At 66.3% G+C, this 26,575-nt stretch carries 20 protein-coding genes; 14 read left to right on the plus strand and 6 right to left on the minus strand.

Annotated elements, in window-relative coordinates; translation table 11 throughout:
• Window positions 1-34: 34 nt before the first annotated feature.
• Both PDM28_RS09235 and PDM28_RS09240 read left to right on the plus strand, forming a co-directional pair.
• Entirely contained in the window at window positions 35-1,498 is a 1,464-nt protein-coding gene (locus PDM28_RS09235) for a DcaP family trimeric outer membrane transporter (protein WP_311184557.1), read from the plus strand.
• Between the two features lie 8 nt (window positions 1,499-1,506).
• Complete coding sequence (locus PDM28_RS09240) at window positions 1,507-2,913, plus strand: MipA/OmpV family protein (protein WP_311184558.1); 1,407 nt, start codon at window positions 1,507-1,509, stop codon at window positions 2,911-2,913.
• A gap of 14 nt (window positions 2,914-2,927) precedes the next feature.
• Here the strand turns inward: PDM28_RS09240 and PDM28_RS09245 are convergent, their stop codons facing one another.
• Window positions 2,928-3,506: a DUF308 domain-containing protein gene (locus PDM28_RS09245; protein WP_311184559.1), complete on the minus strand. Its 579-nt coding sequence runs from the start codon at window positions 3,504-3,506 to the stop codon at window positions 2,928-2,930.
• A gap of 159 nt (window positions 3,507-3,665) precedes the next feature.
• Between PDM28_RS09245 and PDM28_RS09250 the strand changes: the two genes are divergently transcribed.
• Window positions 3,666-5,051 (plus strand): metal-dependent hydrolase family protein, encoded by a 1,386-nt coding sequence (locus tag PDM28_RS09250; protein WP_311184560.1) that lies wholly within the window; start codon window positions 3,666-3,668, stop codon window positions 5,049-5,051.
• Between the two features lie 66 nt (window positions 5,052-5,117).
• Here PDM28_RS09250 and PDM28_RS09255 read toward each other — a convergent pair whose 3' ends face one another.
• A complete protein-coding gene (locus tag PDM28_RS09255) occupies window positions 5,118-5,486 on the minus strand; it encodes a hypothetical protein (RefSeq protein ID WP_311184561.1) in 369 nt (122 codons plus the stop codon).
• Between the two features lie 170 nt (window positions 5,487-5,656).
• Between PDM28_RS09255 and PDM28_RS09260 the strand changes: the two genes are divergently transcribed.
• From PDM28_RS09260 to PDM28_RS09280, 5 genes are all read left to right on the plus strand, one after another.
• Window positions 5,657-6,094, plus strand: coding sequence for a hypothetical protein (locus PDM28_RS09260; RefSeq protein WP_311184562.1), 438 nt, complete (start codon window positions 5,657-5,659; stop codon window positions 6,092-6,094).
• Window positions 6,095-6,261: 167 nt separating this feature from the next.
• Window positions 6,262-9,375 (plus strand): YadA-like family protein, encoded by a 3,114-nt coding sequence (locus tag PDM28_RS09265; RefSeq protein WP_311184563.1) that lies wholly within the window; start codon window positions 6,262-6,264, stop codon window positions 9,373-9,375.
• Between the two features lie 37 nt (window positions 9,376-9,412).
• The gene (locus PDM28_RS09270; protein ID WP_311184564.1) at window positions 9,413-11,185 is read left to right on the plus strand and encodes a S8 family peptidase; all 1,773 of its coding nucleotides are present in this window, start codon (window positions 9,413-9,415) and stop codon (window positions 11,183-11,185) included.
• A gap of 129 nt (window positions 11,186-11,314) precedes the next feature.
• A complete protein-coding gene (locus PDM28_RS09275) occupies window positions 11,315-11,602 on the plus strand; it encodes a protease inhibitor I42 family protein (RefSeq protein WP_311184565.1) in 288 nt (95 codons plus the stop codon).
• Between the two features lie 64 nt (window positions 11,603-11,666).
• Window positions 11,667-14,057, plus strand: coding sequence for a winged helix-turn-helix domain-containing protein (locus PDM28_RS09280; RefSeq protein ID WP_311184566.1), 2,391 nt, complete (start codon window positions 11,667-11,669; stop codon window positions 14,055-14,057).
• Window positions 14,058-14,091: 34 nt separating this feature from the next.
• Here PDM28_RS09280 and PDM28_RS09285 read toward each other — a convergent pair whose 3' ends face one another.
• Both PDM28_RS09285 and PDM28_RS09290 read right to left on the minus strand, forming a co-directional pair.
• Window positions 14,092-15,147 carry a hypothetical protein gene (locus PDM28_RS09285; protein ID WP_311184567.1) on the minus strand — a complete coding sequence of 352 codons (1,056 nt, stop codon included), beginning with the start codon at window positions 15,145-15,147 and terminating at the stop codon, window positions 14,092-14,094.
• 17 nt (window positions 15,148-15,164) lie between these two features.
• Window positions 15,165-16,703: an arylsulfatase gene (locus PDM28_RS09290; RefSeq protein ID WP_311184568.1), complete on the minus strand. Its 1,539-nt coding sequence runs from the start codon at window positions 16,701-16,703 to the stop codon at window positions 15,165-15,167.
• A 170-nt stretch (window positions 16,704-16,873) separates the two neighbouring features.
• Here PDM28_RS09290 and PDM28_RS09295 point away from each other — a divergent pair, with 170 nt between their 5' ends.
• A complete protein-coding gene (locus PDM28_RS09295; RefSeq protein ID WP_311184569.1) occupies window positions 16,874-17,668 on the plus strand; it encodes a CHAD domain-containing protein in 795 nt (264 codons plus the stop codon).
• A 236-nt stretch (window positions 17,669-17,904) separates the two neighbouring features.
• Here the strand turns inward: PDM28_RS09295 and PDM28_RS09300 are convergent, their stop codons facing one another.
• The gene (locus PDM28_RS09300) at window positions 17,905-18,171 is read right to left on the minus strand and encodes a hypothetical protein (protein WP_311184570.1); all 267 of its coding nucleotides are present in this window, start codon (window positions 18,169-18,171) and stop codon (window positions 17,905-17,907) included.
• 226 nt (window positions 18,172-18,397) lie between these two features.
• On the opposite strand from PDM28_RS09300, the gene PDM28_RS09305 reads away from it, so the two are divergent.
• Window positions 18,398-18,748: a hypothetical protein gene (locus tag PDM28_RS09305; RefSeq protein ID WP_311184571.1), complete on the plus strand. Its 351-nt coding sequence runs from the start codon at window positions 18,398-18,400 to the stop codon at window positions 18,746-18,748.
• 17 nt (window positions 18,749-18,765) lie between these two features.
• Here the strand turns inward: PDM28_RS09305 and PDM28_RS09310 are convergent, their stop codons facing one another.
• Window positions 18,766-19,812: a DNA-binding protein gene (locus tag PDM28_RS09310; RefSeq protein ID WP_293979356.1), complete on the minus strand. Its 1,047-nt coding sequence runs from the start codon at window positions 19,810-19,812 to the stop codon at window positions 18,766-18,768.
• A gap of 319 nt (window positions 19,813-20,131) precedes the next feature.
• On the opposite strand from PDM28_RS09310, the gene PDM28_RS09315 reads away from it, so the two are divergent.
• The 4 genes from PDM28_RS09315 to PDM28_RS09330 all read left to right on the plus strand — a co-directional run bounded on the left by PDM28_RS09315 (window position 20,132) and on the right by PDM28_RS09330 (window position 26,548).
• Window positions 20,132-20,524, plus strand: coding sequence for a hypothetical protein (locus tag PDM28_RS09315; RefSeq protein WP_293979355.1), 393 nt, complete (start codon window positions 20,132-20,134; stop codon window positions 20,522-20,524).
• Between the two features lie 71 nt (window positions 20,525-20,595).
• The gene (locus PDM28_RS09320; RefSeq protein ID WP_293979353.1) at window positions 20,596-21,906 is read left to right on the plus strand and encodes a TolC family protein; all 1,311 of its coding nucleotides are present in this window, start codon (window positions 20,596-20,598) and stop codon (window positions 21,904-21,906) included.
• A complete protein-coding gene (locus PDM28_RS09325; RefSeq protein ID WP_311184572.1) occupies window positions 21,903-23,387 on the plus strand; it encodes an efflux RND transporter periplasmic adaptor subunit in 1,485 nt (494 codons plus the stop codon). The genes PDM28_RS09320 and PDM28_RS09325 overlap by 4 nt, the downstream gene beginning before the upstream one ends.
• Window positions 23,384-26,548, plus strand: a complete 3,165-nt coding sequence (locus PDM28_RS09330) for an efflux RND transporter permease subunit (protein ID WP_311184573.1) — start codon at window positions 23,384-23,386, stop codon at window positions 26,546-26,548. The genes PDM28_RS09325 and PDM28_RS09330 overlap by 4 nt, the downstream gene beginning before the upstream one ends.
• Window positions 26,549-26,575 lie beyond the last annotated feature (27 nt).

The following is a 26,575-nucleotide window of genomic DNA, read 5'->3' on the forward strand; positions in this document are numbered from 1 at the left end:
CCGTGATCCGCAACTCCAGTGAGGTACATCTTCCATGCGCATTCCCGCCCGATCGCTCTGCCTGGCCGCCGTGCTGCTGCCCGGCGCTGCCGCCGCCCAGACCCGCGACGCCAGCCAGGACGCGGAGATCCAGCGCCTGCGCCAGACCGTGGAGATGCTGACGTCGCGCATCCAGGCGTTGGAGGCCGGGCAGGCCGGAACGGCACCGGCGGCAGCTGCGGTTGCCACACCGCCAGCGCCCACCGCGCCACCCGGCACAGCGCCGGTTGCCAGCGTGCCCGCCGCGCCACTGCTTGCCGCCACGCCCGAGACGCTCAACGTGCCGGAGTCGCCGCTGCCAACGCGCGACACCTTCGACGAAGACGAGCAGGCCAGCGCCCGTGTCGACAACGAGGTGCCGCCCGGGGACGAACTGGAGGGCTTCTTCCAGATTCCCGGTACCGGCACGTGGCTGCGTCTGGGCGGGTACGCCAAGCTCGATGCGATGTTCGACAGCGGCGACGCCGGCGACAGCGATCAGTTCATTACTTCTGAGATCCCGGTTGACGGCGGTCGCGACAGCACGCGCTTCAACATGCACGCACGTCAGACCCGCTTCACCATAGAAGGACGGCGCGAAACCGGGGCCGGGCAGCTACGCTTCCTGGTCCAGAACGACTTCTTCGGCTCCGGTGGGAGCTACGGCTATCGCCTGCGCCACGCGTGGGGCCAGCTCGGCAACACCTACGTGGGTTTTGGCTGGTCGGCCTTCATGGACCTGGACTCCGGCCCGGATACGCTGGATTTCGCCGGTCCGCCGGCCTCGCCGTCGGCACGGCTGGCCAGCATCCGCCAGTACTTCCCGCTGGGCAACGGCAACCAGATCATTCTCGCCGCCGAACACCGTGCCCCGGAACTTCAGTTCAATGGCGTAACCCAGCGTTCGCGGACCGCCGCACCCAACCTGGTGCTGGCCGCGCGACATGAAGCGGGGTGGGGCAGCCTGCAGGCATCGGGCCTGCTGCGCTACCTGGCGTACGACTCGGCCAAGGTCAGCAACGAAGGCAGCGACAGCGCCACCGCCGGCGGCCTGGCCCTGAGCGGTACCTGGGGAGGCGGCGACCGGGGCGACTACGTGGTGTTCGGTGCGGTCGGCGGCGAAGGCATCGCCGCGTTCCTCGGCGACCTCGGCGGTTTGAACCTGGATGGCATCGTCGACCCGCAGGGCGACCTGAAGCTGCTGCAGCAGTACGGCGGCTGGGTCGGTTACACGCACCACTGGTCGCAGCGCTGGCGGTCGACACTCACCTACAGCCGTCTGTACCTGGAACGCGAAGACCTGCTCGATCCGAGCGTTTTCCGGCGCAGCGACTATGCCGCCGCCAACGTCGTCTGGCAGCCGGCGCCGAGCTGGAGCTGGGGCGCCGAACTGCTGTACGGCAAGCTGCAGGAGCAGAGCGGTGAAAGTGGCGACGTGTTCCGTCTGCAGACCGCGCTGAAGTACGACTTCGTGAAGTAGGAGGCCCCATGTCTGCCCGAACCCGATACCGCCACAGTGCGCGCCGCTGGCAGCCTGCGTTGCTGGCCGCAGCGCTCTCCGCGTCCGCGCCGCTGGCTGCGCAGGACGCCATGCTCGGCACCATCCTGGAAGAACCCGGTGCGGCTGGGCTCGGCTTCCTCAGCCGCATCGAGTCGTCGCCGTACAAGGGCGCCGACGACCGTGTCGACCTGATGCCGCTCTACCTGTACGAAGGCGAGCGCTTCTTCCTGCGCTCCAATGCGGCCGGCGTCCGCTTCGCCACGCAGGAGAACCAGGGGCTGGAGCTGTTCGTCGAACGCCGGCTGGAAGGCTACCCCGAAGACGAAACGCCGGACATCCTCGAAGGCATGGAAACCCGCAACAGCGAAGCGGACATCGGGGCGCGCTATTACTTCAAGCACAACGACCATGCGCTGGATCTCAGCGTACGCCAGGACCTTTCCAACAACTCCAACGGCACCGAGATCCGCGCCGCCTACGGCCACACCTGGCGCGGCGATCGCTGGGCCCTGCAGCCGGTGATCAGCCTGAACTGGCGCAGTGCCAAGCTCAACGATTACTACTTCGGCGTGGAGGATTACGAAGTCACGCCCGAGCGCAGCGCCTACTCGGCGGGCAGCGGCGTGGACGTGGTCGCCGGGCTGTACGGCCGCTACCGCATCCTGGAAAACTGGAGCCTGCTCGGTGGCGTGTATGCCAAGCGCTATTCCAGCACCGTGCGCAACAGCCCCCTGGTGGACAGCAACCTCGAATGGGGCGGCATGGTTGGCGCGGCCTACGACTTCGGCAACGGCCAGGTGCGCTGGGACGACGACCACACCCCGACCTATGTGAAAGTGTTCTACGGCCGCGACTCCGCCGATGGCTGCCACCTGGTCAAGATCATGACCTTCAGCTGCGTCAGCCTCAACGATGACGACCCCACCGACATCTGGGGCGTGCACGTGGGCCGGCCGTTCGTGTCCGGGCTCAACGGCTGGCCGCTGGACCTGGTGGGGTATGTCGGCATCCTGCGCCACAACGAACGCGGCCACCAGCCCGATGCGTGGCAGATCGACGCGTACATGAAAGGCTTCTACTACGGGTTTCCGTGGTCGCACCGGGTCAAGACCCGGATCGGCTTCGGCTTCGGCGTGTCCTATGCCGAGCGCGTGCCGTATGCGGAGGTGCAGGCGCAGGCACAGCGCGAACGCAACACCTCCAAGGTGCTGAACTACCTGGATCCGAGCATCGACGTGAGCCTGGGCGACATCTTCGGCAGCGAGCGCTGGCACGAGCTGTACTTCGGTTTCGGCGTTTCGCACCGCTCGGGCATCTTCGGTTCGGCGCAGATGCTGGGCACCGTCGACGGTGGCTCCAACTACATCTACACCTACCTGGAAGGCGCGTTCTGATGCAGGGTCCGGAACTAGAGGGGGGCGCGGTCCTGCCGGAACAACAGGGCGATGGCGATGTAGGCCGCGCCCATGGCGACCAGCGCCAGGCCCACACCCCACGACGCGGAAGCACGCCCGGCCCAGGCTACGCCGCTCACGCAGACCACGGCTGCCACCAATGCGACCAAGCCGGAGACCAACGAGATCCAGCGCTTCCCACCCGGTCTGAAGCGGAATGCCAGGCTGATCTGGGCGATCGCCTGCACCACCAGCACCGCCGCCACCGTGGTCGCCACCGCATAGGCGGCCCATTCGGGGTGGGTGTAGATGGCGATGCCGCCGATGATCTGCGCCGCGCCCAATGCAATGGTCATCGCGAAACTGGGCAGGCCGTGCAGCAGGAACGCCTCGGTAAGCTGCAGCGCACCGGCAATCACCAGCAGGCCGGCGATCAGCACGGTCATGGTGCGCACCATGAAGGAGGAGGCGTAGATGCCGAACGCCCCCAGCATCAGCAGCAGAATGCCTACGATCAGCAGCCGCGGCCAGCTCGATTTCATGGCCATGCCGATGGAGCCGGGATCCTTGCCAAGACGGGTGAGGACGGTCATCACGGTCGCTCCAGGGTGGACCGCTCAATTACCTCCCGGCCAGCGTTAGGCGTTGGTGAAATGGCGACCAGTAAATCCCGCAGAACGGTGCACGCTGCACATCGCAGTAACGCCACCGCTCCTATACCCAACAGACCGTCTTTACGGGGGAGTAGTGCCATGATGAACCGGCTTTCGTTCCGTATCCTGGGCGTCGCGCTGTCACTGGGCCTGGCCACGGCCACCTCCGCGCATTCCGTCATCCAGCAGGATCCCGGTGGCGCACTGGCTGAGCCTGCAGCAGCGCCTTCTCCAGCGGTACTGTTCACCAACGTACGGATTTTCGACGGCACCCACGCACGACTTTCCGGTCCGAGCAACGTGCTGGTGCAGGGCAACACCATCACCCGCATTTCCACGGGCGCCATCGACGCAGCCGGCGCGCGCGTCATCGACGGCCGGGGCCGCACGCTGATGCCGGGGCTGATCGACGCGCACTGGCACAGCATGTTCGCCGGCATTCCGATCCAGACGCTGATGACCGCCGACAACGGCTACATCAACATCGTCGCGGGCGCCGAGTCGCGCAAGACGCTGATGCGTGGTTTCACCACTGTGCGTGACGTCGGTGGCGCGGTGTGGGGCCTGAAGGCGGCGGTGGATGCCGGGCATGTGGAAGGGCCGCGGATCTTCCCGTCCGGCGCGATGATCACCGTGACCAGCGGACATGGCGATTTCCGCCAACCCTCCGACCTGCCACGCACGCTGGGAGCGCCCGGCTCGCGCCACGACCTGCTGGGCGACGGCGCCATCGCCGACAGTCCCGACGAACTGCGCATGCGCGTGCGCGAGCAGCTGATGCGCGGCGCCAGCCAGATCAAGCTGACCGCCGGTGGCGGAGTATCCTCACCACATAGCCCGCTGGACGCGGTGACGTTCACCGAGGCGGAACTGCGGGCGGCGGTCGAGGCCGCTACGGATTGGGGCACCTACGTGGCCGTGCATGCCTATACCCCGGAAGCCATCCAGCGCTCCATCCGCGCCGGGGTGAAGTGCATCGAACACGGCAGCCTGATGGACGACGCCAGCGCCCGGCGCATCCGCGACACCGGCACCTGGCTCAGTACCCAGCCGCTGCCGGAGGAACTGGCCAACGCGTTCCCGCGTGGCTCGGAACAATGGTTGAAGGCGCAGGAGGTGTTCGCCGGCACCGATCAGACCTACCGCTTCGCGATCAAGTACAAGCTCAAGACCGCCTTCGGCACCGACGTGCTGTTCTCCAGCGCGCTGGCCGGCCAGCAGAACCGCATCCTGGCCAGCCTGACCCGCTGGTACACCCCGGCCGAGACCCTGATCATGGCCACCGGCACCAACGCCCAGCTACTGGCCCTGTCCGGCAAGCGCAGCCCCTACGCCGGCCGCCTGGGCGTAGTGGAAGAGGGCGCCCTGGCCGACCTGCTGCTGGTCAACGGCGATCCCCTCTCCGATATAGCCGTCATCACCAACCCGGACGCAAATTTCAACGTAATCATGAAAGACGGCAGGATCTACAAAGAAGACCGCTGAGAAAATTGCTGGAACCCGCGTAGCGACACGCCACGCGTGTCCCAAGGAACAACGATCCGCACGAAATCAATTCCCAACCCCCATCCCACCCCCCGCCTTGAAGTTCAACACCAGCAGAACCACCCGCCAGAAGATGAACGCATACGCCGCACACAACAGAATCTGCAGCAGCAGGTGCGACTTCATCCGGCTCAACCGCCACAGCCCATCCAGCAGGTTCAGCAGCAGCAACGAGCCTCCGATCGCCACCACCACATACCCCACCAACGTCGGGTTCACCAGGTCCAGCTCCCCCGGCCCTTCCCGCACCACCTCCAGCCCGGCCGCCGTAATCAGCGTGGAGACCGCCATGTTGCGGGTGTTCTCGAATATCAGGCGCAGCACGCCGTTGTCGAAGAGTTGAACGGCGATACGCCTGATCGAAGCAGGAAGCATGTCTCACCCCTTGCCGGCGTATGTGCCGGGTCAGGCACAGGGTTGTCCGCACCCCATTAAGCCGGCGTGGACATCCTGCCTGCGTCGGTTGCGACTAGGTAGCTTTACTGATGCGCGGATGCGCCCCACCGGCCCAGACTTTGTCCAGGTGATCCGTATGGGGCAGGGCAATGGCCAGGGTAGCTTCGAACCGGGTGTTGTATGCGTCGATGGCGTCCTCGGCCGACCCACAGCCGGGGGCACTGTGCGGGATCTCCGATGTTGGGTCCCGCCGGTACAGCCGGTATCCCGCCACCCGCGCGGTGCGCTACGCGACCGAACCCGGGTGCCCGACGGAAGGCGAGGGCACGGGTGACGGCAACGAACCGCCCGGCGCGCAACCGCCCTCCGCGCCGGTTTCGAGCGCCACGCTGGATGGAAGCTACCGCGGCGCGAGCTACCGGGTCACCGCCTGGCAGCCCCAGGGCAAGCCGGCGTTCGTGTTCCTGCTGGCGATCGGTGAGCGGAAATTCCTGCAGCCGAACATCCCTGAAGGGGCCGACTTCGAGGAGGTCATGCGGCACGCAGCACATTACGTGGAGCAGCTGCTGGACGAAGACGAAGCCTGATTCACGTGACGCGTCACGTCGGTCCTTGAGGCGTATTCGCTCCGATTTCACAACAATGTCACCTTTGTCACCTCGATGACACCACTTTTGTGGTCAATGTCACGGCAGCGTCATGCGTTCCTGGCGCGGATGCGGCGTTCTAGGGTCTTCCAACCCAGAGCCCGCCCATGCTTCCGACCACCCGCACCCTGCATCGCAAAGCGCTGACTGCCGCGCTCCTGTCCGTCCTGACCCTGCCGGCATACGCTGCCGGCGTGAACTGCCAGCTGCTGGATGACAACGGCGCGCCACTGCCGATCGACAGCACCGCTACCGGCGACCAGAGCCTGGCCTGCGGCACCGACGCGAGCGCTAGCGGCAAGGGCAGCACCGCCGTGGGCACCTGGGTGGACCTGGACAATGACGGCGCAGTGGACCCCAATGAGGTGACGTGGGCCAACGGCACCAACGCGACCGCAGTCGGTGCTGCCGCGCAGGCCCTGGCCAACAACAGCACGGCCATCGGCGTGCGTGCAGTGGCCGTCAGTGAAGGAAGCGTGGCTATCGGCAACCAGGCCGGCGCCGTGCATGCCGGTTCGCTGACCACCAATTCGGTTGTCTATACCAAGGGAAGTCCACAGCAACGCACCACCACCAAGGTGGATACCACGCCTGCAGGCACCAGCGTCAACGCCATCGCGGTGGGAAGCGGCGCCACTGCCAACGGCAGCAACAACATCGCGATGGGTACCGGCACCCAGGTGCGCGCCATCAACGGAAGCCTGAGCGTCAGCCAGGACGCGAGCGGGGTGGTCACCAAACTTGAAACGCTCACGGAAACTCCCGCGCAGAACTCGGTCGCGGTTGGCAACGGCGCCACGGTCAATGGCAATGGCTCCATCGCACTGGGCAATGGCGCGACCGTGACCGGAACCAAGGGCAACCAGACCACCTTCGTCAGCGATTGGGCGGGCAGTTACGTCGATTCGACCACCACCGAAGCAGCCGCCAACTCCATCGCCATCGGCAACGGCGCCACGTCGAAGGGCAACAACAACGTGGTCATCGGCTCCGGCGCAGGGACCGCCGGCGACGTGCTCTATACGTCCTACAGCCCGAACTGGCTGCCCGACCAGAACTCCACGGTGGTGGGGGCTGGCGCCCAGTCCATCCGCACCAACGGGACCGCGTTCGGCTACACCTCCATCGCGTTCAACCCTTACTCCACCGCCATGGGCTACATGTCCTATGCGCTGGGCACCGGCTCGGTGGCGGTCGGCGGGTGGCTGGACTGGGCGCAGGCGTTTGGCGGCACCCCGCGGGGTCCGGGCAACATCAGCAATGCTTACGGCAAAGCCTATTCCATCAGCCTGGGCAGCGCCGCATTCGGCAGCGGAACCTATTCGTTCGGCAACTACAGCACCGCGCTGGGACCGGCCGCTGCCACCGGCGACCGCGACACCGAAAACCCCGGCCCGACCAGCATCATCCGCAACTACGACAGTGTCGACCCGACCGTAGTCTCCGGTTCGTTTGCGGGCGGCTTCTTCGCCCAGGCCGCCGGCCGTTCCAGCGTTGCCATCGGGCGGGAATCCAGCGCGGCCGACGCCGACGCCATCGCCATCGGCACCCAGACCGTCGCCTACGGCGTCGCCAGCATCGCGCTCGGCGACCAGGCCATCGCCACCTGGCACCGCAACATCGCCATCGGCGAGAACGCCTACGCCGACGGCTGGACCGGCACCGGCAACATCGCCTTCGGCCAGGATGCCAAGACCGCGCCGGGCGTGGGCGGGGAGTCCAGCAACGCCATCGCCTTCGGTACCGGCGCGCAGGCGACCGAGACCTCCGCGCTGGCCATGGGTTCTGCCGCGCAGGCCACCGGCCTGGGCAGTACCGCGCTCGGCAACACGGCACAGGCACTTGGTGCCAGTAGTGCTGCGGTGGGCGAGGGCAGCCTGGCAAGTGGCAACGCCGCTACCGCCATCGGCAACTATGCCTACGCCTCCGGTGACTCGGCCATGGCCAGCGGCACCAATGCCTTCGCCACCGGCACCCAGGCCATCGCGTCGGGCTACAACAGCTATGCAGGCGGGGACGACGCCGTGGCCATCGGCAGCTACGCCGTGGTTGAAACCGCAGGCAGCGTGGCGATCGGAAGCGGCGCGGCGGTTTACGGGCTGAACAGCGTGGCGATCGGCATGAATGCCAGCGCAGAGCAGGACAACGTGGTGTCGGTCGGCAGCGCCGGTGCCGAACGCCGCGTGGTCAACGTGGACAACGCGGTGGATGCCACCGACGCGGTCAACAAGCGTCAGCTGGACGCGGTGGTCGCCGACGTTGGCGGCACCCTCGGTTCCCAGCTTGACACCGTCGCTACCGCACTCGGCGGCGGCGCGGCGGTGAATGCCACCGGCATCAGCGCCCCGAGCTTCGCCTTCCAGGGCGGCAGCTACACGAATGTTGGCGCCAGCTTCAACGCCATCGATGCGGCCTTCAACGGTCTGCAGGATCGCGTGGCCGTGCTGGAAAGCGCACCCACGGGGTCGACGCCGGTGGCATCGGACGCACCGATGGGCAGCGGTGACGGCCTGGCGCTGGGTACCGGCTCGAATGCAACCGACGCCAACGATACGGCCGTGGGCAGCGGCGCGAAGGTTGGCGCGGCCAACAGCGTGGCCGTAGGCAGCAATGCCCTGGTTGACGCCAGCGCCGACAATGCCGTCGCCGTAGGCGCCGACAGCCATGCCAGCGCAAGCAGCGCAGTGGCGCTTGGCCAGGGCGCGGTCGCCGACCAGGAGAACACCGTGTCGGTGGGCAATGCCGCCCAGCAGCGCCGCATCACCCAGGTCGCCGCCGGTACAGATGCCAACGACGCGGCAAACGTCGGCCAGGTGCAGGACGCCGACGCCGCCACCCTGGCCTCGGCGAACAGCTACACCGACACCACCGCGACCCGCACGTTGTCCAGTGCCAACGCGTATGCCGATTCCCAGCTCAAGGGCCTGAACGACAGCTTCGACCTGCTGCGCAACGACGTCAACGCACGCCTCAACGCCCAGGACAAGCGGCTGGACCGCCAGGGCGCGATGGGTAGCGCGATGATGAACATGGCCATCAACGCCGCCAACTCGCGCAGCCCGCGCGGCCGCGTGGCGGCCGGCGTGGGCTGGCAGAACGGCGAAAGCGCGCTGTCGGTCGGCTACTCCAAGGCCTTGAGCGACCGCGTCTCCATGAGCATCGGTGGGGCCTTCAGCAGCGACGACCGCTCTGCCGGCCTCGGCTTCGGCGTTGACCTGTAATCCCCATCCCCAGACTCCGCATTCCAGGAATCCATCCATGAATTTCCGTCGTTCCGTCCTGAGCCTGCTGGTGGCCAGCGCCTGCGCTCCGGCATTTGCAGGCACCGTCGATCTTTCCTCCATCAATGACGCAACGCTGTCGCCACGTTTCATCGTGACCTACAAGCCCGGCGCGGCCGAGCGCACCCAGCCGGCGGCCCGCCAGCGTTCCCTGGACGCGGCTGCCAGCAGTGCCCGCCCGCAACTGGGCGCGCGTATTGCCGCGCAGCAGGGCGCAGCCGCCTTGCAGGTAAAGACCCTGCGGGCCACCTACAGCGGCCAGCACGTGGTACGTGCTTCGCAACGACTGGACCGCAGCCAGGCCGAAACCCTGATGCGCGCCATTGCCGCGCAGCCCAATGTCGAATCGGTACGGGTCGACCGGCTGATGCATGCCGCCGCCGTGCCCAATGACCCGGTGCTCAGCAGCCACCAGATGTGGCACTACGGTACCGGGGCGGGCGGGGCGCGGGTTACCACCGCATGGGAATCCGGTGCGACCGGCGCGGGGGTGGTCGTAGCTGTGATCGACACCGGCGCCACCCACCACGCCGACCTCGAGCCCAACCTGCTGCCCGGTTATGACTTCATTTCCGACGCGTTCGTCTCGCACCGGGACGATGACAGCCGCGTCGCCGGCGGCTGGGACCTCGGTGACTACAGTGCCGCCAACGAGTGCGGCGCCGGTGCGCCGGCCAGCAACAGCAGCTGGCATGGCACGCACGTGGCAGGCACCATCGCCGAAGTCACCAACAACGGTGTCGGCGGCGCCGGTATCGCCTACAACGCCAGGGTGCTGCCGGTGCGTGTACTCGGTCGCTGCGGCGGCTACACGTCCGACATCAACGACGCCATCGTCTGGGCTGCGGGTGGCCATATCGACGGCGTGCCGGACAACACCACGCCAGCCGAAGTGATCAACATGAGCCTGGGCGGCGCGCACGAGTGCGAAGCCGATACGCAGGCCGCGATCAACACGGCGACCAGCCTGGGCACCGTGGTGGTGGTGGCCGCAGGCAACGACAACGCGCCGGTCGTAGGCCATGCCCCGGCCAGCTGCGCGAATGTGATCACCGTCGGTGCCACCGGCTATTCCGGCCAGCGCGCCAGCTATTCCAACTACGGCGCCGGCATCGATCTGGCCGCACCCGGTGGCGCCGGCACCGAAGGCAACCCGAACGGTTACATCTGGTCCACCCTCAACGACGGCACCACCGTACCCGGCAACGACATCTATGCCGGTTACACCGGCACGTCGATGGCGACCCCGCACGTGGTGGGCGTGGTCGCGCTGATGCAGAGCGTGGCCGCGCAGCCGCTGACGCCCTCGCAGGTGGAAGGCTTGTTGAAGGCCACTTCGCGCGCGTTCCCGGTCAAGCAAAGCCAGCCCAACGGGACCGGCCTGCTGGACGCGGCGGCGGCGGTCGCGCGCGCGCGCACCTTCGGCCAGCCGATCGATGGCATTCCCACCAGCCCGGGTACTGCAATGCTGCTGCCGGCGATGGCGGCCGGCCAACGCGACCTGTACGTGATCGACGTCGCGCCCGGCAAAACCCGTCTGGAAATCACCACCTACGGTGGCCGTGGCGAGCTGCAGCTGCTGGCCGGGTACGAAATGGATCCGCTGCCGAACCAGAACGCCGGTGCGTCGGCGCGTCCGGGCGTGAACCAGGCTATCACCGTGGTCAACCCCGCGCAGGGTCGGTACTACCTGGCGGTGAGCGCGACCCAGGAAACCAGTGGTTCGCGCCTGCTGGTAAAGGTGAACTAAGTGAAGGGTAGAGCGGGGCTCCGCCCCGCTGCTGGAATTCCAGCGCTGCTTGCCTGGGCGCTGGTCGGGTGTAGTGGTGGGGACGGGCAGGATCGCCCGGGTGCGGCACCGGCGGCGATCGCGCCGCCGGTGCTCGTACTGAACCGAGACGACAACGATCGGCCGGTGCACTTGATGGCCGGTCAACGGGTCGAGGTGCGCCTGCCTGCGCATTCAGCCAGCGGCTACCGCTGCTGGCTGCGTGCCACGCCGTCATTGCTGCTCGATCTGGAACAGGAGCCGGCCCGCGTGGCTGGCGCCCACACCTGGCGTTTCCGGGCCTTGGCAGCGGGGCAGGGCGAGCTGATGTTCGACTGCGGGCAGGAGCTGGCTGACACCGCGCGCGAGGACGTCGTTTTCCATGTACGGGTGCGCTGAGCACGATGGGGCGTGCCTGTCGTAGGATGGGGATCCCCCAACGTGCGAGTGGCAGGCCAGGCTGATGCGCCTTATCCAGTATCGATTCGGCGATTACGTGCTGGACCCGGCCGTACGCGAGCTTCGTCGTAATGGCGAGCGCCTGCCGCTGCCGCTGAAATCGCTGGAGTGCCTGGTGTACCTGGTCGCCAACCGTCAGCGTGCGGTGGGCAGGGATGAACTGATTTCGGCGGTGTGGGGCCGCGCCGAGGTAAGCGACACGGTGATTACCCAGACCATGCGCCGTGCGCGCAAGGCCCTGGACGATGCCGGCGATCGGCAGACCATGATCCGCACCGTGCCGGGCTTCGGGTACCGCTGGGTGGCCGAGGTGGAGGAGCTTGAGCCAGGCACAGTTGCGGTGCCGATGCGTCCAACGGAACCGGATGACGACGGTGCTGGCGTGGTGCCTTCGGCGCCTGCGCCGGTGCCGGTGCCGGTATCGGTGCTGGGGCGGGAAGAGCCCGAGGCGCCCGCGGGCTTGGCGCAGGCGATTCACGACCGCAATCCAAGCAACTTCGCAGTGCGCTGGCGCATGGTCGCTGCAGTGCTTGTCGTCGTTTTGTGCGTGTCTTCCTCCGTGCTGTGGTGGAACCATCGCAGTGCGCCGTCGTCTGCGGATGTTGCCGTGACCCATCCGTCACGCGTGATCGTGCTGCCCGTGCGGGTGGCACCCGGCGAAGCGGACGTCAGCTGGGTGCGGCTTGGGGCGATGGAATACGCCGCGGATCGGCTTCGCGGCGCGGCGCTCCAGGTGACGCCGACCGAACAGACCCTGCATCTGGACGCAGCATTGCCCGACGCGCAGTCGCCGGATGCGGCCGCGCTACGGCAGCTCCTGGACCGGAGCGAAGCGCGCTGGCTGCTCCTGCCCACCGCACAACACAACGGCACGCAGTGGCGCGTGCAGTTGCGGGCGGTCGACAGCAGCGCGGACATCAGTGTCGAAGCCCTTGGCGATACGCCCCTGCAGGCCATGGCGGTGGCTACCGATACCTGGCTGCGGCGCATCGCGCGCGTCCCTGCAGACCGCGCCGTGCCCACCGAGCTGCAGGAGCGCCTGCGCCGCATCGACGCAGAACTGGACGCAGGCCAGCTCGAATCCGCACGCGAGCAGATCCAGGGAACGCCGCGCGCAATTCGTGACAGCCCTCCGTTGCAGGTCCGCGAAGGGCAGCTTGAGTATCGAGCCGGACGCATGGGGGAAGCCGCGCGGTTGTTCGACAGCGCGCTGGCCCAGAAGCCGGCCGCAACGCCTGGCGTGCGTGCCAAGGGGCTGATGGGCCTGGGCGCGGTGGCGCTGCGCAGCGGTGACCCGGCAACGGCCCAGGCGCGTTACACCGATGCGCTGGCACTACTCGCCGAGGCCAGCTCGGTGGACACACGACAGCTGGGCAACGCCTACAACGGGCGGGGCGTTGCCCAGGTACAGCTGGGCAACCTGGATGCCGCCGTGGCCGACCTTGGCCAGGCGCGGGTGGCCATGCGGCGCAGCGGCGATGACGTTTCAGCGGCCATGGTCGGCGCCAACCTGGGCCGCATGGAAGGCATGCGCAGTCATTGGCCGCAGGCCCTGCAGGAATTCGACAGTGCCATCGCGGTGTTCGAACGCTTCCAGGTCAATGACTACCTTGCTGCAACCTTGGCTGCCAAGGCCCAGGCACAGCTTGAAACCGTGCAGCCCGCGCAGGCGAAGGCCACGTTGGCGCGCACCGATGGACTGCTCGGTGCGCTGGAAGACGGCCAGTTGGTCGCGGTCATCCAGCTCGCACGCGGAAATGTGGCACTGGCCAACGGAGAACTCGGTGGGGTCGACGCTGCAGTGAAGGCGCTGGCACGCACCGGAAGCAAAGACCCGTCGGTGTCCCGCCTGCGCATGGCAGTGGCCGTGGCCCGGGGCGATTCTGGCGGAGCAGGGAGGCTGGCAGGCAGTGCATCGGTGCCAGTGCAGGGGGCCGTGTCGGAGATCGCCGCGATCGCCGTGCAGGCCGCAGCCGGCCAAGCGGATGGGGCGCGGTGGCTTGGGCCTGGCGCCTCCGCCAGGCATGCCGCTGCAGCACCGGATCCCGCGACCTTTTTTGCGAAAGCCATGTTGCAGCACCGGTTCGGACCTGCGGACCAGGCATTACGCGATGCTCAGAACGCACTCGCCGTCGCCAACCGCGATGGCAGCCCGAACGATCGCGTGCGCGCCAATCTGTTGCGCGCCGCAGTGCTTCTGGACGCCGACCAGCCCGAGCAGGCGGTGGCCGTGCTGGGTGAACTGGATGCTTACGCCTCCACGGATTACCGGGTGGCGTGGTGGGCCTCTGCGCTGTACAAGCGTCGGGGCGATGCGGCGTCGGCCCGCCGGGCACAGCACCAGGCCGCAGCGCTCGCGGGGGAGCGCCCGTTGGGCACGCCGCCGCTGCTCTGAGCGTGCAGCCGGAAGGCGAGGCGGCTGATTACCTTCAGTTCGCGCCGATGGTCAGCACCGGCGCCGGCGCCGAGGTGCCCGTTTCGGCCAGGGAGAAGAACACCATCATGAAGGCGAAGGCGCGCTTGGAATTCATGTCGGTGTCGTCCACCCAGTACCACGTATTGCGGTAGCGCACCGCAGCGTACGCATCGTCCGGCGCACTCGCTCCGCTGTGGATGGTAGCCAGCCGGCGCGGCCCGACGGCGGAGCTGCGCACGTAGCCAGGGAAGGCGCGGCCCTGCGCGATATGCTCGGGCGGTACCTCCACGCAATTGGAGAAGTCGAGCAGGATCTCAAGCATCGAACGGGTCAGCAGCGCAATCTCGGTGTCGTTGCGCGCCGTGGCGCCGTACACCAGGTTGAATTCCGGTGAGCGTTTGATGCCCAGCAGGTCGCGCACGCGCGCCACCTCCTGTTCCAGTTGGGGTTCGGCACCGCTGCGGAAGAACAGCAGCGTGGCATCGCCGTTCTCGCGCCGCTCGACGCGCATGCCCAAGCCTTCGTTGTACTGCACGTGCCGCATCCGCTCGGTGAGCTCGGTGAACTCGGGGTCGGCGTCGCGCGCATTGACGCCGGAAGAGCGGTTGTAATGGCCGTTGATCGCACGGGTGGTGGCACCCAGGATGAAGTCAGCCGGGTAGCCGGCCTGGATCATCTGGAACACCGAGGCCGGCGCGATGGGCCGCAGCAGACTCTGCGCGAACTTGTCGCCGGTCAGTGGTGCGTAGGAGATGGTGGGCTTGGTGGTGAATCGACCATAGCCGCCCAGCGTGGAAGTGCTGCTGCCGGTCGGTGGGAAGGTTACCCCGCCGTCCACCTGGCCTTCGGCAGCGTACGAAGCGACGATGGAAGATACATCCAGGAATACCGGTGCGTCGGCATAACGCAGACGCACGATATTGAGCAGGGTCTGTTCCTTCCAGGACTCGCCTATTGCGTACGAATATCCCTGGCGATCGCGGGGAATACTCTGCGGTCCCATCGTGGAACAGGCGGGCAGGGCAGCGCACAGGCACAGCGGCCAGGCGAGGGAGCGGAGGGGGCGCATGGTCGCCTGGCCGTGCCTTAGTCGTGACCCTTGCTCATGAACTGCTCGACCACGTTGGACATGTCGAAGCTCTTGCCACCCTGCACCGGCGGATACTTGGCGAGCGTGGTCAAGTGCTCCTTCATCATTTCGCCCATGGGACTGGTCTGCCAGGAAACCTTCTGGATAAGGTGGCCGTAGGAATCGCTGTTATCGTAACTTTCGAAGGGATCCATCCGGATGTTGAACACCAGCGGTTTGCTGCGGCCAACGATGTTGCCGTAATAGTCCTCGGCCGTGGAGAAGTGCCATTTCCAGGGTCCCATGCGCATGGCGGTCAGGCGTGACTCGTTGTAGTGGAAGATGTGATTGCGCGCGGAATCTTCAGACTTCCCGAGCCAGTAGTCGAGGTTGTCGACCCCATCGATATACTGCTTCTTTTCTTTCAGGACCTTGGCCTGCACGTCCTTGACGCCAGCAGCGGCGGCCAATGTCGTGAACATGTCCTGGTGGGCCTGGATGCCGTTCTTGATCTGCAGCGGCGCGATCACGCCGGGCCAGCGCAGCATGGAGATGACCCGGACGCCGCCTTCATAGGTGGTCATCTTTTCGCCCCGCCAAGGCGTGGTACCGCCGTGCGGCCACGACGAGTGTTCCGGTCCGTTGTCTGTGGAATACCAGACGATGGTGTCTTCCTCCAGCCCCTGTTCCTTGAGGAAATCCAGGACCAGGCCGATGTCATGGTCGTGCTGCAGCATGCCTGAGCCGTGCAGGTCGGCCTCGGATGTATACTTTTCAGCCGCGTAGCGCCACTTGTCGTTCAGCCGGGTATACAGGTGCATGCGGCTGGTGTTGAGCCATACGAAGAACGGCTCGTCGTTGTCCTGTGCGTTCTTCATGAACTCCAGCGCCTTGGGCACGAACTCGGCAGCATCCACGTCGTGCATCCGCTCCTGGTGCAGCGGGCCGGTATCTTCGATCTTCTGCTTCCCGACCCGGCCAAAGCGGGGGTCTTCGGTGGGATCGTCCTTATCGGTGGCCCAGCTGTGGATGACGCCACGGGCGCCAAATTTCTTCTCGTAGGCTTCCAGGCTCCCGGCGTAGGCCTTGGCGAAGTTCTTGTAGTCACGCTGTTCGTCTTCCTCGGAGACGTTCAGGTGGTACAGATTGCCGAAGAACTCTTCAAAACCGTGGTTGGTAGGCAGGTGCTCGTTGCGGTCGCCCAGGTGGCTCTTGCCGAAATGCCCGGTGCGGTAGCCGGCTTCCTTCATGACCTCGGCAAGGCAGGGCGAGGCGGGCTGCAGGCCCAGCGCGTCGCCCGGCTGGCCGACGGTGACCATGCCCGAGCGTATCGGGTACTGGCCGGTGATGAAGGCGGCGCGACCCGCCGTACAGGACTGCTGCGCGTAGTGATCGGTAAAGCGGATGCCCTCGTAGCCGATCCTGTCGATGTTGGGCGTGGTATAGCCCATGGTCCCCATGCCGTAGGCACTGACGTTCTGCCAACCGATGTCGTCGCCCCAGATGACTAGGATGTTCGGCTTCTTGGCCTTGCTGGATTTGGTTGCAGCGCTCATGACTATCCGCTCTGACGGGGGAGGCGCCAGTATCTCCAAGGGCAACATGGCGGTCTTGCGTAGTTCTACCGACGCCGGCCAGAAAACGGGGTGTTATTATCGTGACGCATCACGTCCATGCGTCTCGCCGGGCCGTACACTTCGGAGATTCTCCCGAACCAGGCCGCTACATGTCAGTTGACACCCCCGGATTGGTCGCAAGACAACTCCTGGCGAAGGACGGTCATTCCATCCTCGATGCGCTGCCGTCCACGGGCGATCAGAACGCGGCCATCCACGACGCGCGGAAAGCCATACGGCGAATGCGGGCCTTGCTCGCGCTACTGGCAGAGGATTCGTTCGATCTGGATGGTGAAGACTGGGCGCTCAGGCGGCTTGGCAAGGGCTTGTCCAGACTTCGCGATGCGCATGTTGTGGTGGAGACTGCAAAACAGCTCCAGTCGGTGCACCCGTCGCCAGGCTGGATCGCCGTGATTCACGCCTTGGAACTGCGACGTACGCGAATTCTGCAGGAGTCACTGGCTATTGACCCGGGTTTTGAGCGCAGGCGCCGCGTGGTCGAACGATTCCTGCAGCGAATGCAGGTCCAGCCTTGGGGCTCGTTGCGGCCGCGCGCGGTCCGCAAGGCGCTTGGTCGCAGTGAACGGCGCACGGTAAAGGCCGCAGCTCGCGCCAAGGTCGACGCCGCGCCGGAGGTCGTGCACCGGTGGCGACGCAAGGTCAGGCGGCTACGCATGCAACTCGAAGCGGCGCAGGCGTTGGGCGTACTACACAGGCACGATGCTGGCCGCTCCGAACTGGCCCGGAAAGGCAAAGCGCTGCACAAGATCAGCGACCGGCTGGGGTGGGAGCAGGATCTGCGGATGCTGCGGAACCTGGTTCGGAGCTTGCCGTACGCCGAAGGTAAGCAGGCTGTGATGACCGTGGTGGATCGGGAGCTGGGGTTGGTTCGGGTTGAGGGGTAACGTTGGGACGCAGGCGCATCTTACATAATATACATTATGCGAAATGTAGTGACTGGGCTTTGAACCGCTGGATCCTTGTTCCTTCGCATTCTTACCGGTGCTTCTGACGAAGCAGGTAAATCTGCTACCTAGCGCCACGTAAATCTGCAACTAGTTCAAGCCAATGGGTGACGGGACAACTACAAGCGTACTTTTGCGCCACCCAAATTTGTACTTTTTGACCCGCCAGAGAGCGCTCAGCGGTCAAGCTGGCGCTGCAGATCGATGAAATCATCCGGCCGGAGTGATCGACCATCGTCGCCCGGCTCAGTGGCAGAGCTCGGCGGAGTCACCATCGCACGACCGTACCGGGCGTAAAATTCGTCGATGAAGCCTTTAAGTCTGGGACCTGAGCCGCGTCCTCCGAGCTCTTGTCGAAGATTTCGCTGAGTAGTCACCAGTCCTTTTTCAAGAAGCGACATCATCGCCAAGAAGGCTTCGTCCTGCGTGATTTGGCCGGGCATTGTCGTATTCCGGAGGCAAGCGTCCGAGCCTTAGTGTGCGCCGATTGCGGCTCCCTTCAAGTGCCCTCGCCTATTCATGCGCGCACTTCGATACACGACGACATCGGTGTGCCATGCCGCCGACCTTGCCTTCCTTTGCTTGGGATGCTTGGGACGTTTCCCTCACACGTGACGGCCACGCGGCCATGGCATTCTTACGGCCAGTAGCTCATGCAGAAGACAGGCAATGCGCAGTGATTGGCCTCCGGAAACCCCAGCATCTGCCCAAGCCAGGGCGGAGGCCGTGGTTGATTGGCTCGATGCGGCGACGTTCGAATCGCTGCTTTACCGGGATGCTGGTGAAGGCCGGACGCTGAATCAACACCTACAATCTGGCACCGTTTTTGCCGTGTGGGTTCCAGAAAGGGATCTATATCTCTTTCCTTCATGGCAGCTCGATCCTACCGGCAGACCTTCGCCCGCCCTTGCGGAAGTGCTGGCGCTGCTGCGTGGTCAATATGGGGGTTCAGCCGAGATACGTGTAAAAATGCCCCATAGAATCCGATTTCTTTTGTGGAATCATGTGGTTGCCGGATAAAAAACGCTTCGTGGTCTCTACTCACGACCACGGCCCTTCCCGGCGGATGCCGTGTCGGCAACTGCCTGTTCGGGTTTCAGCTGCGCCAATAACTGCTCCAGTGTTTCCAGACGCACACCTGCGCGCAAGGCGTCGGCTTCGGCTTGCTCGCGACGTTCCCGTTCCTTGGTCGCTTCGGCACGAGCGCTGGTCAGTTCGACCCGCGCAGCCTCTAAGGCCTGTACGTCTTTGGCCCACCGTTCCTGCAGCGCCTGATGCTCTGCAGCCGTCAGCCGCAAGGCATCCAGTTCCTTCTGCTGGGCCTCGATGCCGCGGCGGGCATCGGCCAGTTCTCGCTCCAGGCGCCCGTGGCGCTCCAACCACTGGCTGTTATCGCGATTGAGTTGCAGCAACTCGTGGTTCTTGGCGGTCAGCGCCTCGTTGGCCTGGCGCAGCGTGACTTGTAATTCCTGCACCTGGTGCTCGTGGCGACGCTGTTCCTGTTCGCGCTGCTCCTTCATCGAGGTCCGGAAATGCTCCAGCGCCTCACGGGCGTGGGCATGCTTCTCTTCCAGCGATTTCGCATGGGCTTCGTGCTCGGCCACACGGGCGCTCAGGCCGGCGATGCGTTCGCTGAGCTGGGCGATTTCCGTCACCCGCTCCGCTAAGGACTGCTGGGCCGAAGCGTGGGCGGTCCGCTCCTCGTGCAGCGCCGCTTCGGTTCGCTGCAACTGATTGCTCAAGGCGCTCGCTTCCTGCCGAGCCTGTTCCAGCGCATCGCTGCGCTGCTGCAACTGCGCGGCAGAGCGCTGCTGAGCCTCGGTGGCGACGGCCTCCGCCTCTTCGTGCAGGCGGGCCGCAAGCCGGCCGACCAGATCCTGCAACGCGTCGCTGACGGCGACCTTGGCGCCGAGACCTTGCCCTTCCTCTTCCTCCAGTTCCTTGAGGTAGCGGTGGATCGTCGTCTTGGAACCGGTGTTGCCCAGCGCCACACGAACCGCATCCACCGACGGATGCTTGCCCTGCGCCCGCAACGCATCGCGGGCCTTCTGCACGTCGCTCTTGTATAAGCCGCCTCGGGCCATAACCGCCTCTCCGGACTATTCTGTAATGTATTACATACCACGTAATTACATACCGTGTAAATTACACAATCGGCGCTAATGAGCATGTAATTACACGCGGGATAATATTGGTTTATCCCGCCTAATGCCCGCTGACGGCATCAAACAGCCGGCAAGCAGTACGAAACCACCTACTCCCGGGAACTTCAGGGGTACGCCGCGCTTCCAAGTGTGCAGCCCGCAGAGTACGCTCCTCCTTGATGTTCCCTTCCTTGGCCCCTCCCACGCGTAACCAACGCCCATTTACTCGGGTTGCCGCGTTGCATTGGGAGGGTCGCCGATGAAGCTGCGTGCGTTCCGGACCCATTCGCTCCGCTTGCGCTTTGCCGGGCTGGCATTGCTGGCGCTGTTGTTCCAGCAGGTCGCGCTTGCCGCTTATGCGTGCCCCATCAGCGAGACGCCCCCGGAACCGCAGATGGTCATGGCCGGCTGCGAAGGCATGGAAATGCCCGACCCTGCGGCGCCTGCGCTGTGCGATCAGCACTGCCAGCGCGACCACGTCACCAGCCAACACCTCAAAGCGCCACAGGTGCCTTCGCTGGCTCTGCCGCCGCTGTACTTCGCTTTGGCCGCGGCCTTGCTGCCGCCGGTGGAAGCCCAGTACTACGAAGACGTGCCCACTTGCCGGTCCGACCCGCCGCCGGCGCAGCGCTTTTGTAGCCTGCAGATCTAGATCCCGAACGTGACTCGTCCCCTCGCTGCCGGATTCGGCGGCGCACTCGTCGTTGCGTGTTCGGAGGTCTCATGTCGTTTCCTTTCCCGCTGCACCGTCGGTGCAGAATTCGCCGTTGGCGCGTCTGGGCGCTCGCTTTCAGCTTGTTTGCCGTCGCCCCTGCCTGGTCTGCTACGGCCAGTATTACATTCGATGACGCGGTACGCCTGGCGGCCGAGCGCGCCCCGATGCTCCAGGCGCGTCAGTCGCAGATTGCGGCCAGCCAGGAAGAAGCCCTCCGCGCGGCGGCCTTGCCCGACCCCAGGTTGACGCTGGGCGTCGCCAGTCTGCCGGTGACCGGCGCTGACGCGTTCGACGCCAGCGCCGACTTCATGACCATGAAGCAGATCGGCGTGATGCAGGACTTTCCGGCCCGCGTCAAGCGCCAGGCGCGCCAAGCGGTGGCCGACCGCACCATCGAGCAGGCGCAGGCGCTGTCGGAGGCCGAACGACTCGCGGTACGTCAGGCGGTGGCGCAGGCGTGGATCGCCCTGTGGGCGGCGCAGCGGGAAGTCGCGGCGCTGCAAGCGCTGCGCGAGCCGACCGACGTGGCCGTCCGCGCCGCCAAGGCACGGCTTGCCGGCGGCACCGGTTCGGCGGTCGATGCGATGGCGACGCAGAACGCTGTGCTGGAACTGGAAAACCGCATCGACGCCGCCGAGGCATCGTTGGAGGCGGCGCGTGCCGGCTTGGCGCGCTGGCTGGGCGAAACGCAGGCGGACCTACGCATCGAGGGCGCGCCGCCGGACCTGATGGTGTTGCCCATTTCCCCCACCACCATGTTCGCTTCGATCGATCGCCAGGCGCCGCTGCTGCCGTGGCGCTCACGCGAGGCGGTCGCCGAAGCGCAGGTGGATGCCGCCATCGCCGAAAAGCGGCCGGACTGGAGCGTCGGCGTGACCTACGGGCAACGGGATCGTGCGCCCGACGGCATGCCGCGCAGCGACATGCTGATGGTCGAGTTCGCGATCGACCTGCCGTTGTTCACGCGCAATCGGCAGGACCGCGGCGTGGCTGCGCGGCGTGCCGAACTGGACGCCGTGGCCGCCGAACGCGAGGACGCCCGTCGTGCGCAGGCCGAGCGCGTGCGCATGACCCTGGCCGAATGGGATGGACTCAAGCGGCAGGTCGTACGCAAGGAAACCGAGTCGCTCCCGCTGGCCCGTGACCGCGCGAAGACCGCGTTGGCCGCCTATGCCGCCGGCGGCGATCTGCAACCGTGGCTGGAAGCGCGCCGCGACGAAATCGAACTGCACGTAATGCATGCCCGCCATCTCGGCGACCTTGGCCGGGCCTGGGCGGCGCTGGCCTACCTGCTGCCCGAAGAGGAACCCTCGCCATGACGTACACGATGAACCGCGTGGCGATGATCGTCGCAGCGGCCGCACTGCTGGTAGTCGGCTTGGCTGGCGGCTACTGGTGGGCCCGACGTGGCAGCAACCACGACATGGCAATGGCCGATGCGCCGGCGACCGAGGCCGGTGAGCGCAACGCCCTGTACTGGTACGACCCGATGGTGCCGGACCAGCACTTCGACAAGCCGGGCAAGTCGCCCTTCATGGATATGCAACTGGTGCCGAAGTACGCCGACGAAGTCGCCGGCGGTGGCGTCAGCATCGACCCGGGCCTGCGGCAGAGCGTGGGCATCCGCACCGAGGAGGTCGAGGTCGGCCGGTTGGCGGCGACGGTGCGCGTGCCAGGCACACTGGCCTGGGATCTGCGCCGGGAAGCCGTGGTCAGCGCGGTTACCGAAGGTCTCGTGAGCCGGGTGCAGGTCAAGGCGCCGTACACGAAGGTTGCGCGGGGTCAGCCACTGGCCGCGTTGCTGGCACCCGCCTGGAGCAGTGCCCTGGCCGAAGCGCAGGCGCTACGGCAGGCGCAATCGGCAACGGCACAGGAACTGCAATCGGCTGCACAGCAGCGGCTGCGCGTGCTGGGTGTTCCCAGCGGCCTGGGCCGCGACGGCAGCGTGACCTTGAGTGCGCCGCACGACGGTGTCGTTACCGAAGTGCTGGTCCGCGAAGGCCAGGCGGTGATGCCGGGCACACCGCTGTTCCGCGTCAACGGCACCGCGACGTTGTGGCTGGAAGCGGCGATTCCGCAAGCTGATGCGGCGCGGTTGCGGCCGGGCACGCCGGTCGAGGCGGTCGTCAGCGCGGTGCCGGGGCAGACCTTCAGCGGCGAAGTCGAGACGCTATTGCCGCAGGTCGACATGGCCAGCCGCACGCAGCAGGCCCGTATCGTGCTGCGCAATCCCAAAGGCGTGCTGGCGCCGGGCATGTTTGCCGAGGTGACGATGCAGCCCGAAGGCACCGCACCGGCGCCGCTGGTGCCGACCGAGGCGCTGATCGCCACCGGCACGGACAGCCGGGTGATCGTGCAGGACGCCAAAGGCGGCTTCCAGCCGGTACGCGTGCGCACCGGCCTCAGTGGCGGTGGCCGCACCGAAATCCTCGCCGGGCTCAAGGGCGGCGAACGCGTGGTCGTGTCCGGTCAGTTCCTGATCGACTCGGAGGCCAGTCTGTCGGGATTGCTCGGACGTCTCGAAACGGCCAAGGCGCCCGAGGCCGTGGGCCAAGCGGTCCTGCACGAGGCCGAGGCCACCGTCGAGTCCATCGCGGACGGAAAGATCACCCTCGAACATGGCCCGTTCCCGACGTTGAACATGCCGGGCATGACCATGGCCTTTCCGCTGGGTAACCCGGATGTGGCAAAGGGCCTCAAGGCCGGCGACCGCGTTCGGGTGTTCGTCCGCTCTGATGCCAAGGGGCTGACGGTGGAACGGCTTGAGCGGATCGGAGAACGCGCAGGAGATCAACCATGATCGCCCGCCTGATCCGCGCCTCCATCGCCAACCGCGCCCTGGTGCTGATGGCGGCCGTGCTGCTGGCTGCCGCCGGCCTGTGGTCGGTGTCGCACACGCCGCTCGACGCGCTGCCCGACCTGTCCGACACCCAGGTCATCATCCGCACCCAATGGCCTGGCCAGACGCCGCGCATCGTCGAGGATCAGGTCACCTATCCGCTGACCACGACGATGTTATCGGTGCCCGGTGTCAAGGCGGTGCGGGGCTACTCGTTCTTTGGCGATTCCTTCGTCTACATCCTGTTCGACGACAACACCGATCTGTACTGGGCGCGCTCGCGCGTGCTGGAGTACCTGAGCCAGGTGCGCGACCGCTTGCCCGCGGACGTCAGTCCCGCCCTCGGCCCCGACGCCACCGGCCTGGGCTGGATCTACGAGTACGCGCTGGTCGACCGCACCGGCCAGCACGATCTCGGCCAACTGCGCGCCTTGCAGGACTGGTTCCTGCGCTACGAGTTGAAGACCGTGCCCGACGTGGCCGAAGTCGCCAGCGTCGGCGGCATGGTGCGGGCCTGGCAGATCGTGCCTGATCCGCAGGCGTTGGCGGCCCGCGGCCTGACCGTGGCGCAGGTGATCGATGCGGTCGACGCCGCCAACGGCGCCACCGGCGGTTCGGTGATCGAACAGGGCGAAGCCGAGCTGATGGTGCGCAGCGAGGGTTATCTGCGCAGCCGCGAGGAGTTCGAGCGTGTACCGGTCAGCAGCACCACCGCTGGCATACCGGTTCTGCTGGGCGAAGTGGCTACCATCACTCGCGGTCCGACCTTCCGCCGCGGCATCGCCGAACTGGACGGCGAAGGTGAAGTGGCCGGTGGCGTGATCGTGCTGCGTACCGGCAAGGATGCACTGACCGCGATCGAGAACGTCAAGGCGCGGCTGAAGCAATTGCAGCCCAGCCTGCCCAAGGGCGTGGAGATCGTGCCGGTCTACGACCGCTCCGAGTTGATCCGCGAGGCAGTGCGCAACCTCACCCACAAGCTCGGCGAGGAATTCCTGGTCGTGGCGTTGGTGTGCATGCTGTTCCTCTGGCACCTGCGCTCAGCGTTGGTGGCGGTGATCACCTTGCCGCTGGGCGTGCTGGCCGCCTTCATCGTCATGCGCTACCAGGGCATCACCGCCAACCTGCTGTCGCTGGGCGGTATCGCGATCGCCATCGGCGCGATGGTGGACGCGGCGGTGGTGATGATCGAGAACGCACACAAGCACCTGGAGCACTGGCGCGAAACCAACGGCCGCGACCCGGAGGGCGAAGAACGCTGGGAGCTGATGGCCACCTCGGCCATCGAGGTCGGTCCGGCGCTGTTCGCCAGCCTGCTGGTGATCACGCTGTCGTTCGTACCGGTGTTCGCCTTGCAGGCGCAGGAGGGCCGGCTGTTCTCGCCGCTGGCCTATACCAAGACGTATGCAATGGCCGCCGCGGCCGGTTTGTCGGTGACGCTGATCCCGGTGCTGATGGGCTACCTGATCCGCGGCCGCATCCGCCCCGAGCAGACGAACCCGATCAATCGCGTGCTGTTCGCCGGCTACCGGCCGGTGCTGGACTGGGTGTTGCGACACCCGCGCCTGACGCTGGGCCTGAGTGGACTGTTGCTGCTGCTGACCGCCATTCCGTATGCGCGCATCGGCAGCGAGTTCATGCCGCCGCTCGACGAGGGCACCCTGCTGTACATGCCCACGGCGCTGCCAGGGCTGTCGGCGGGGAAGTCCGGTCAGTTGCTGCAGCTTTCCGACCGGATGATCAAGACCGTGCCCGAGGTTGCGCACGTGTTCGGCAAGGCCGGCCGTGCCGATACCGCGACCGATCCGGCGCCGATCGAGATGTTCGAGACCACGGTGACGTTCAAGCCGCGCGACCAATGGCGACCAGGCATGACCCCGGAAAAGCTCCGCCAGGAACTCGATGCCGCGGTCAAGGTGCCGGGCCTGACGAACCTGTGGGTACCGCCGATCCGCAACCGCATCGACATGCTTGCCACCGGCATCAAGAGCCCGATCGGGATCAAGGTCTCGGGGCCGGACACCCGGGTCATCGAGCAGATCAGCCACGAGCTCGAGCGCATGGCGAAAACCGTGCCCGGCGTGAGTTCCGCGCTGGCCGAGCGCGTCACCGGCGGACGCTACGTCGATGTCCGCATCCGCCCGGAAGTCGCGGCGCGGTATGGCTTGAGCCAGGCTGATCTGCAAAAGCTCATCGCCACGGTGGTCGGTGGCGATCCCATCGGCGAGACCATCGAGGGCCGCGAACGCTATCCCATCGTGCTGCGCTACCCACGCGGGCAACGCGATTCGCTCGCGGCGCTGGCGCAATTGCCGCTGGTCGCTCCGGGGGGCGTGCAACTCACGCTCGGGCAAGTGGCCGATCTGACGCTGACGCCCGGCCCGCCGATGCTCAAGAGCGAGAACGGGCGCCTGGTCGGTTACATCTTCGTCGACGTTGCCGGCCGCGATCTCGGCTCGGTGGTGAAGGACCTGCAGCAACGCACGGCAAAGGACATCAAGCTGCCGCCGGGTTACGGCATCGCCTGGTCGGGCCAGTACGAATACCTGGCACGGGCGCTGGCCCGCTTGCAGTGGGTCGTGCCGGCCGCGCTGGCGATCATCTTCCTGCTCATCTACCTGGTGTTTCGACGTTTCAGCGAGGCAGCGATCATTCTGCTGAGCGTGCCGCTGGCACTGGTCGGCGGGCTGTGGCTGATCTGGATGCTGGGCCATGCCGTGTCGATCGCAACGTTGATCGGCTTTATCGCCCTGGCCGGCGTGGCGGCCGAGTTCGGCGTGATCATGCTGCTGTACCTGCGCCACGCTTGGGAGCGACGCCTGGCCGCGGGCGAACCGGAAACCCTCGCCACCCTGGAAACGGCGATCCGCGAAGGCGCCGTACTGCGCGTGCGCCCCAAGGCGATGACCGTCGCCGTCATCCTCGCCGGCCTGTTGCCCTTGTTCATCGGTGGCGGTGCCGGTTCGGAAGTCATGCAACGCATCGCCGCGCCGATGATCGGCGGCATGGTCACCGCGCCCCTGTTGTCGATGCTGGTGATTCCGGCCGCCTATCGCCTGCTGCGTGCTCGCACCTTGCCCCGAACTTCGCCTGCCGCATCGCCGACGGGCACCGCGACGTGAGTGGCGCGTTCATTCCACTCATCGTTC

The organism is Stenotrophomonas aracearum (genome assembly GCF_031834615.1).
GTDB lineage: Bacteria > Pseudomonadota > Gammaproteobacteria > Xanthomonadales > Xanthomonadaceae > Stenotrophomonas > Stenotrophomonas aracearum.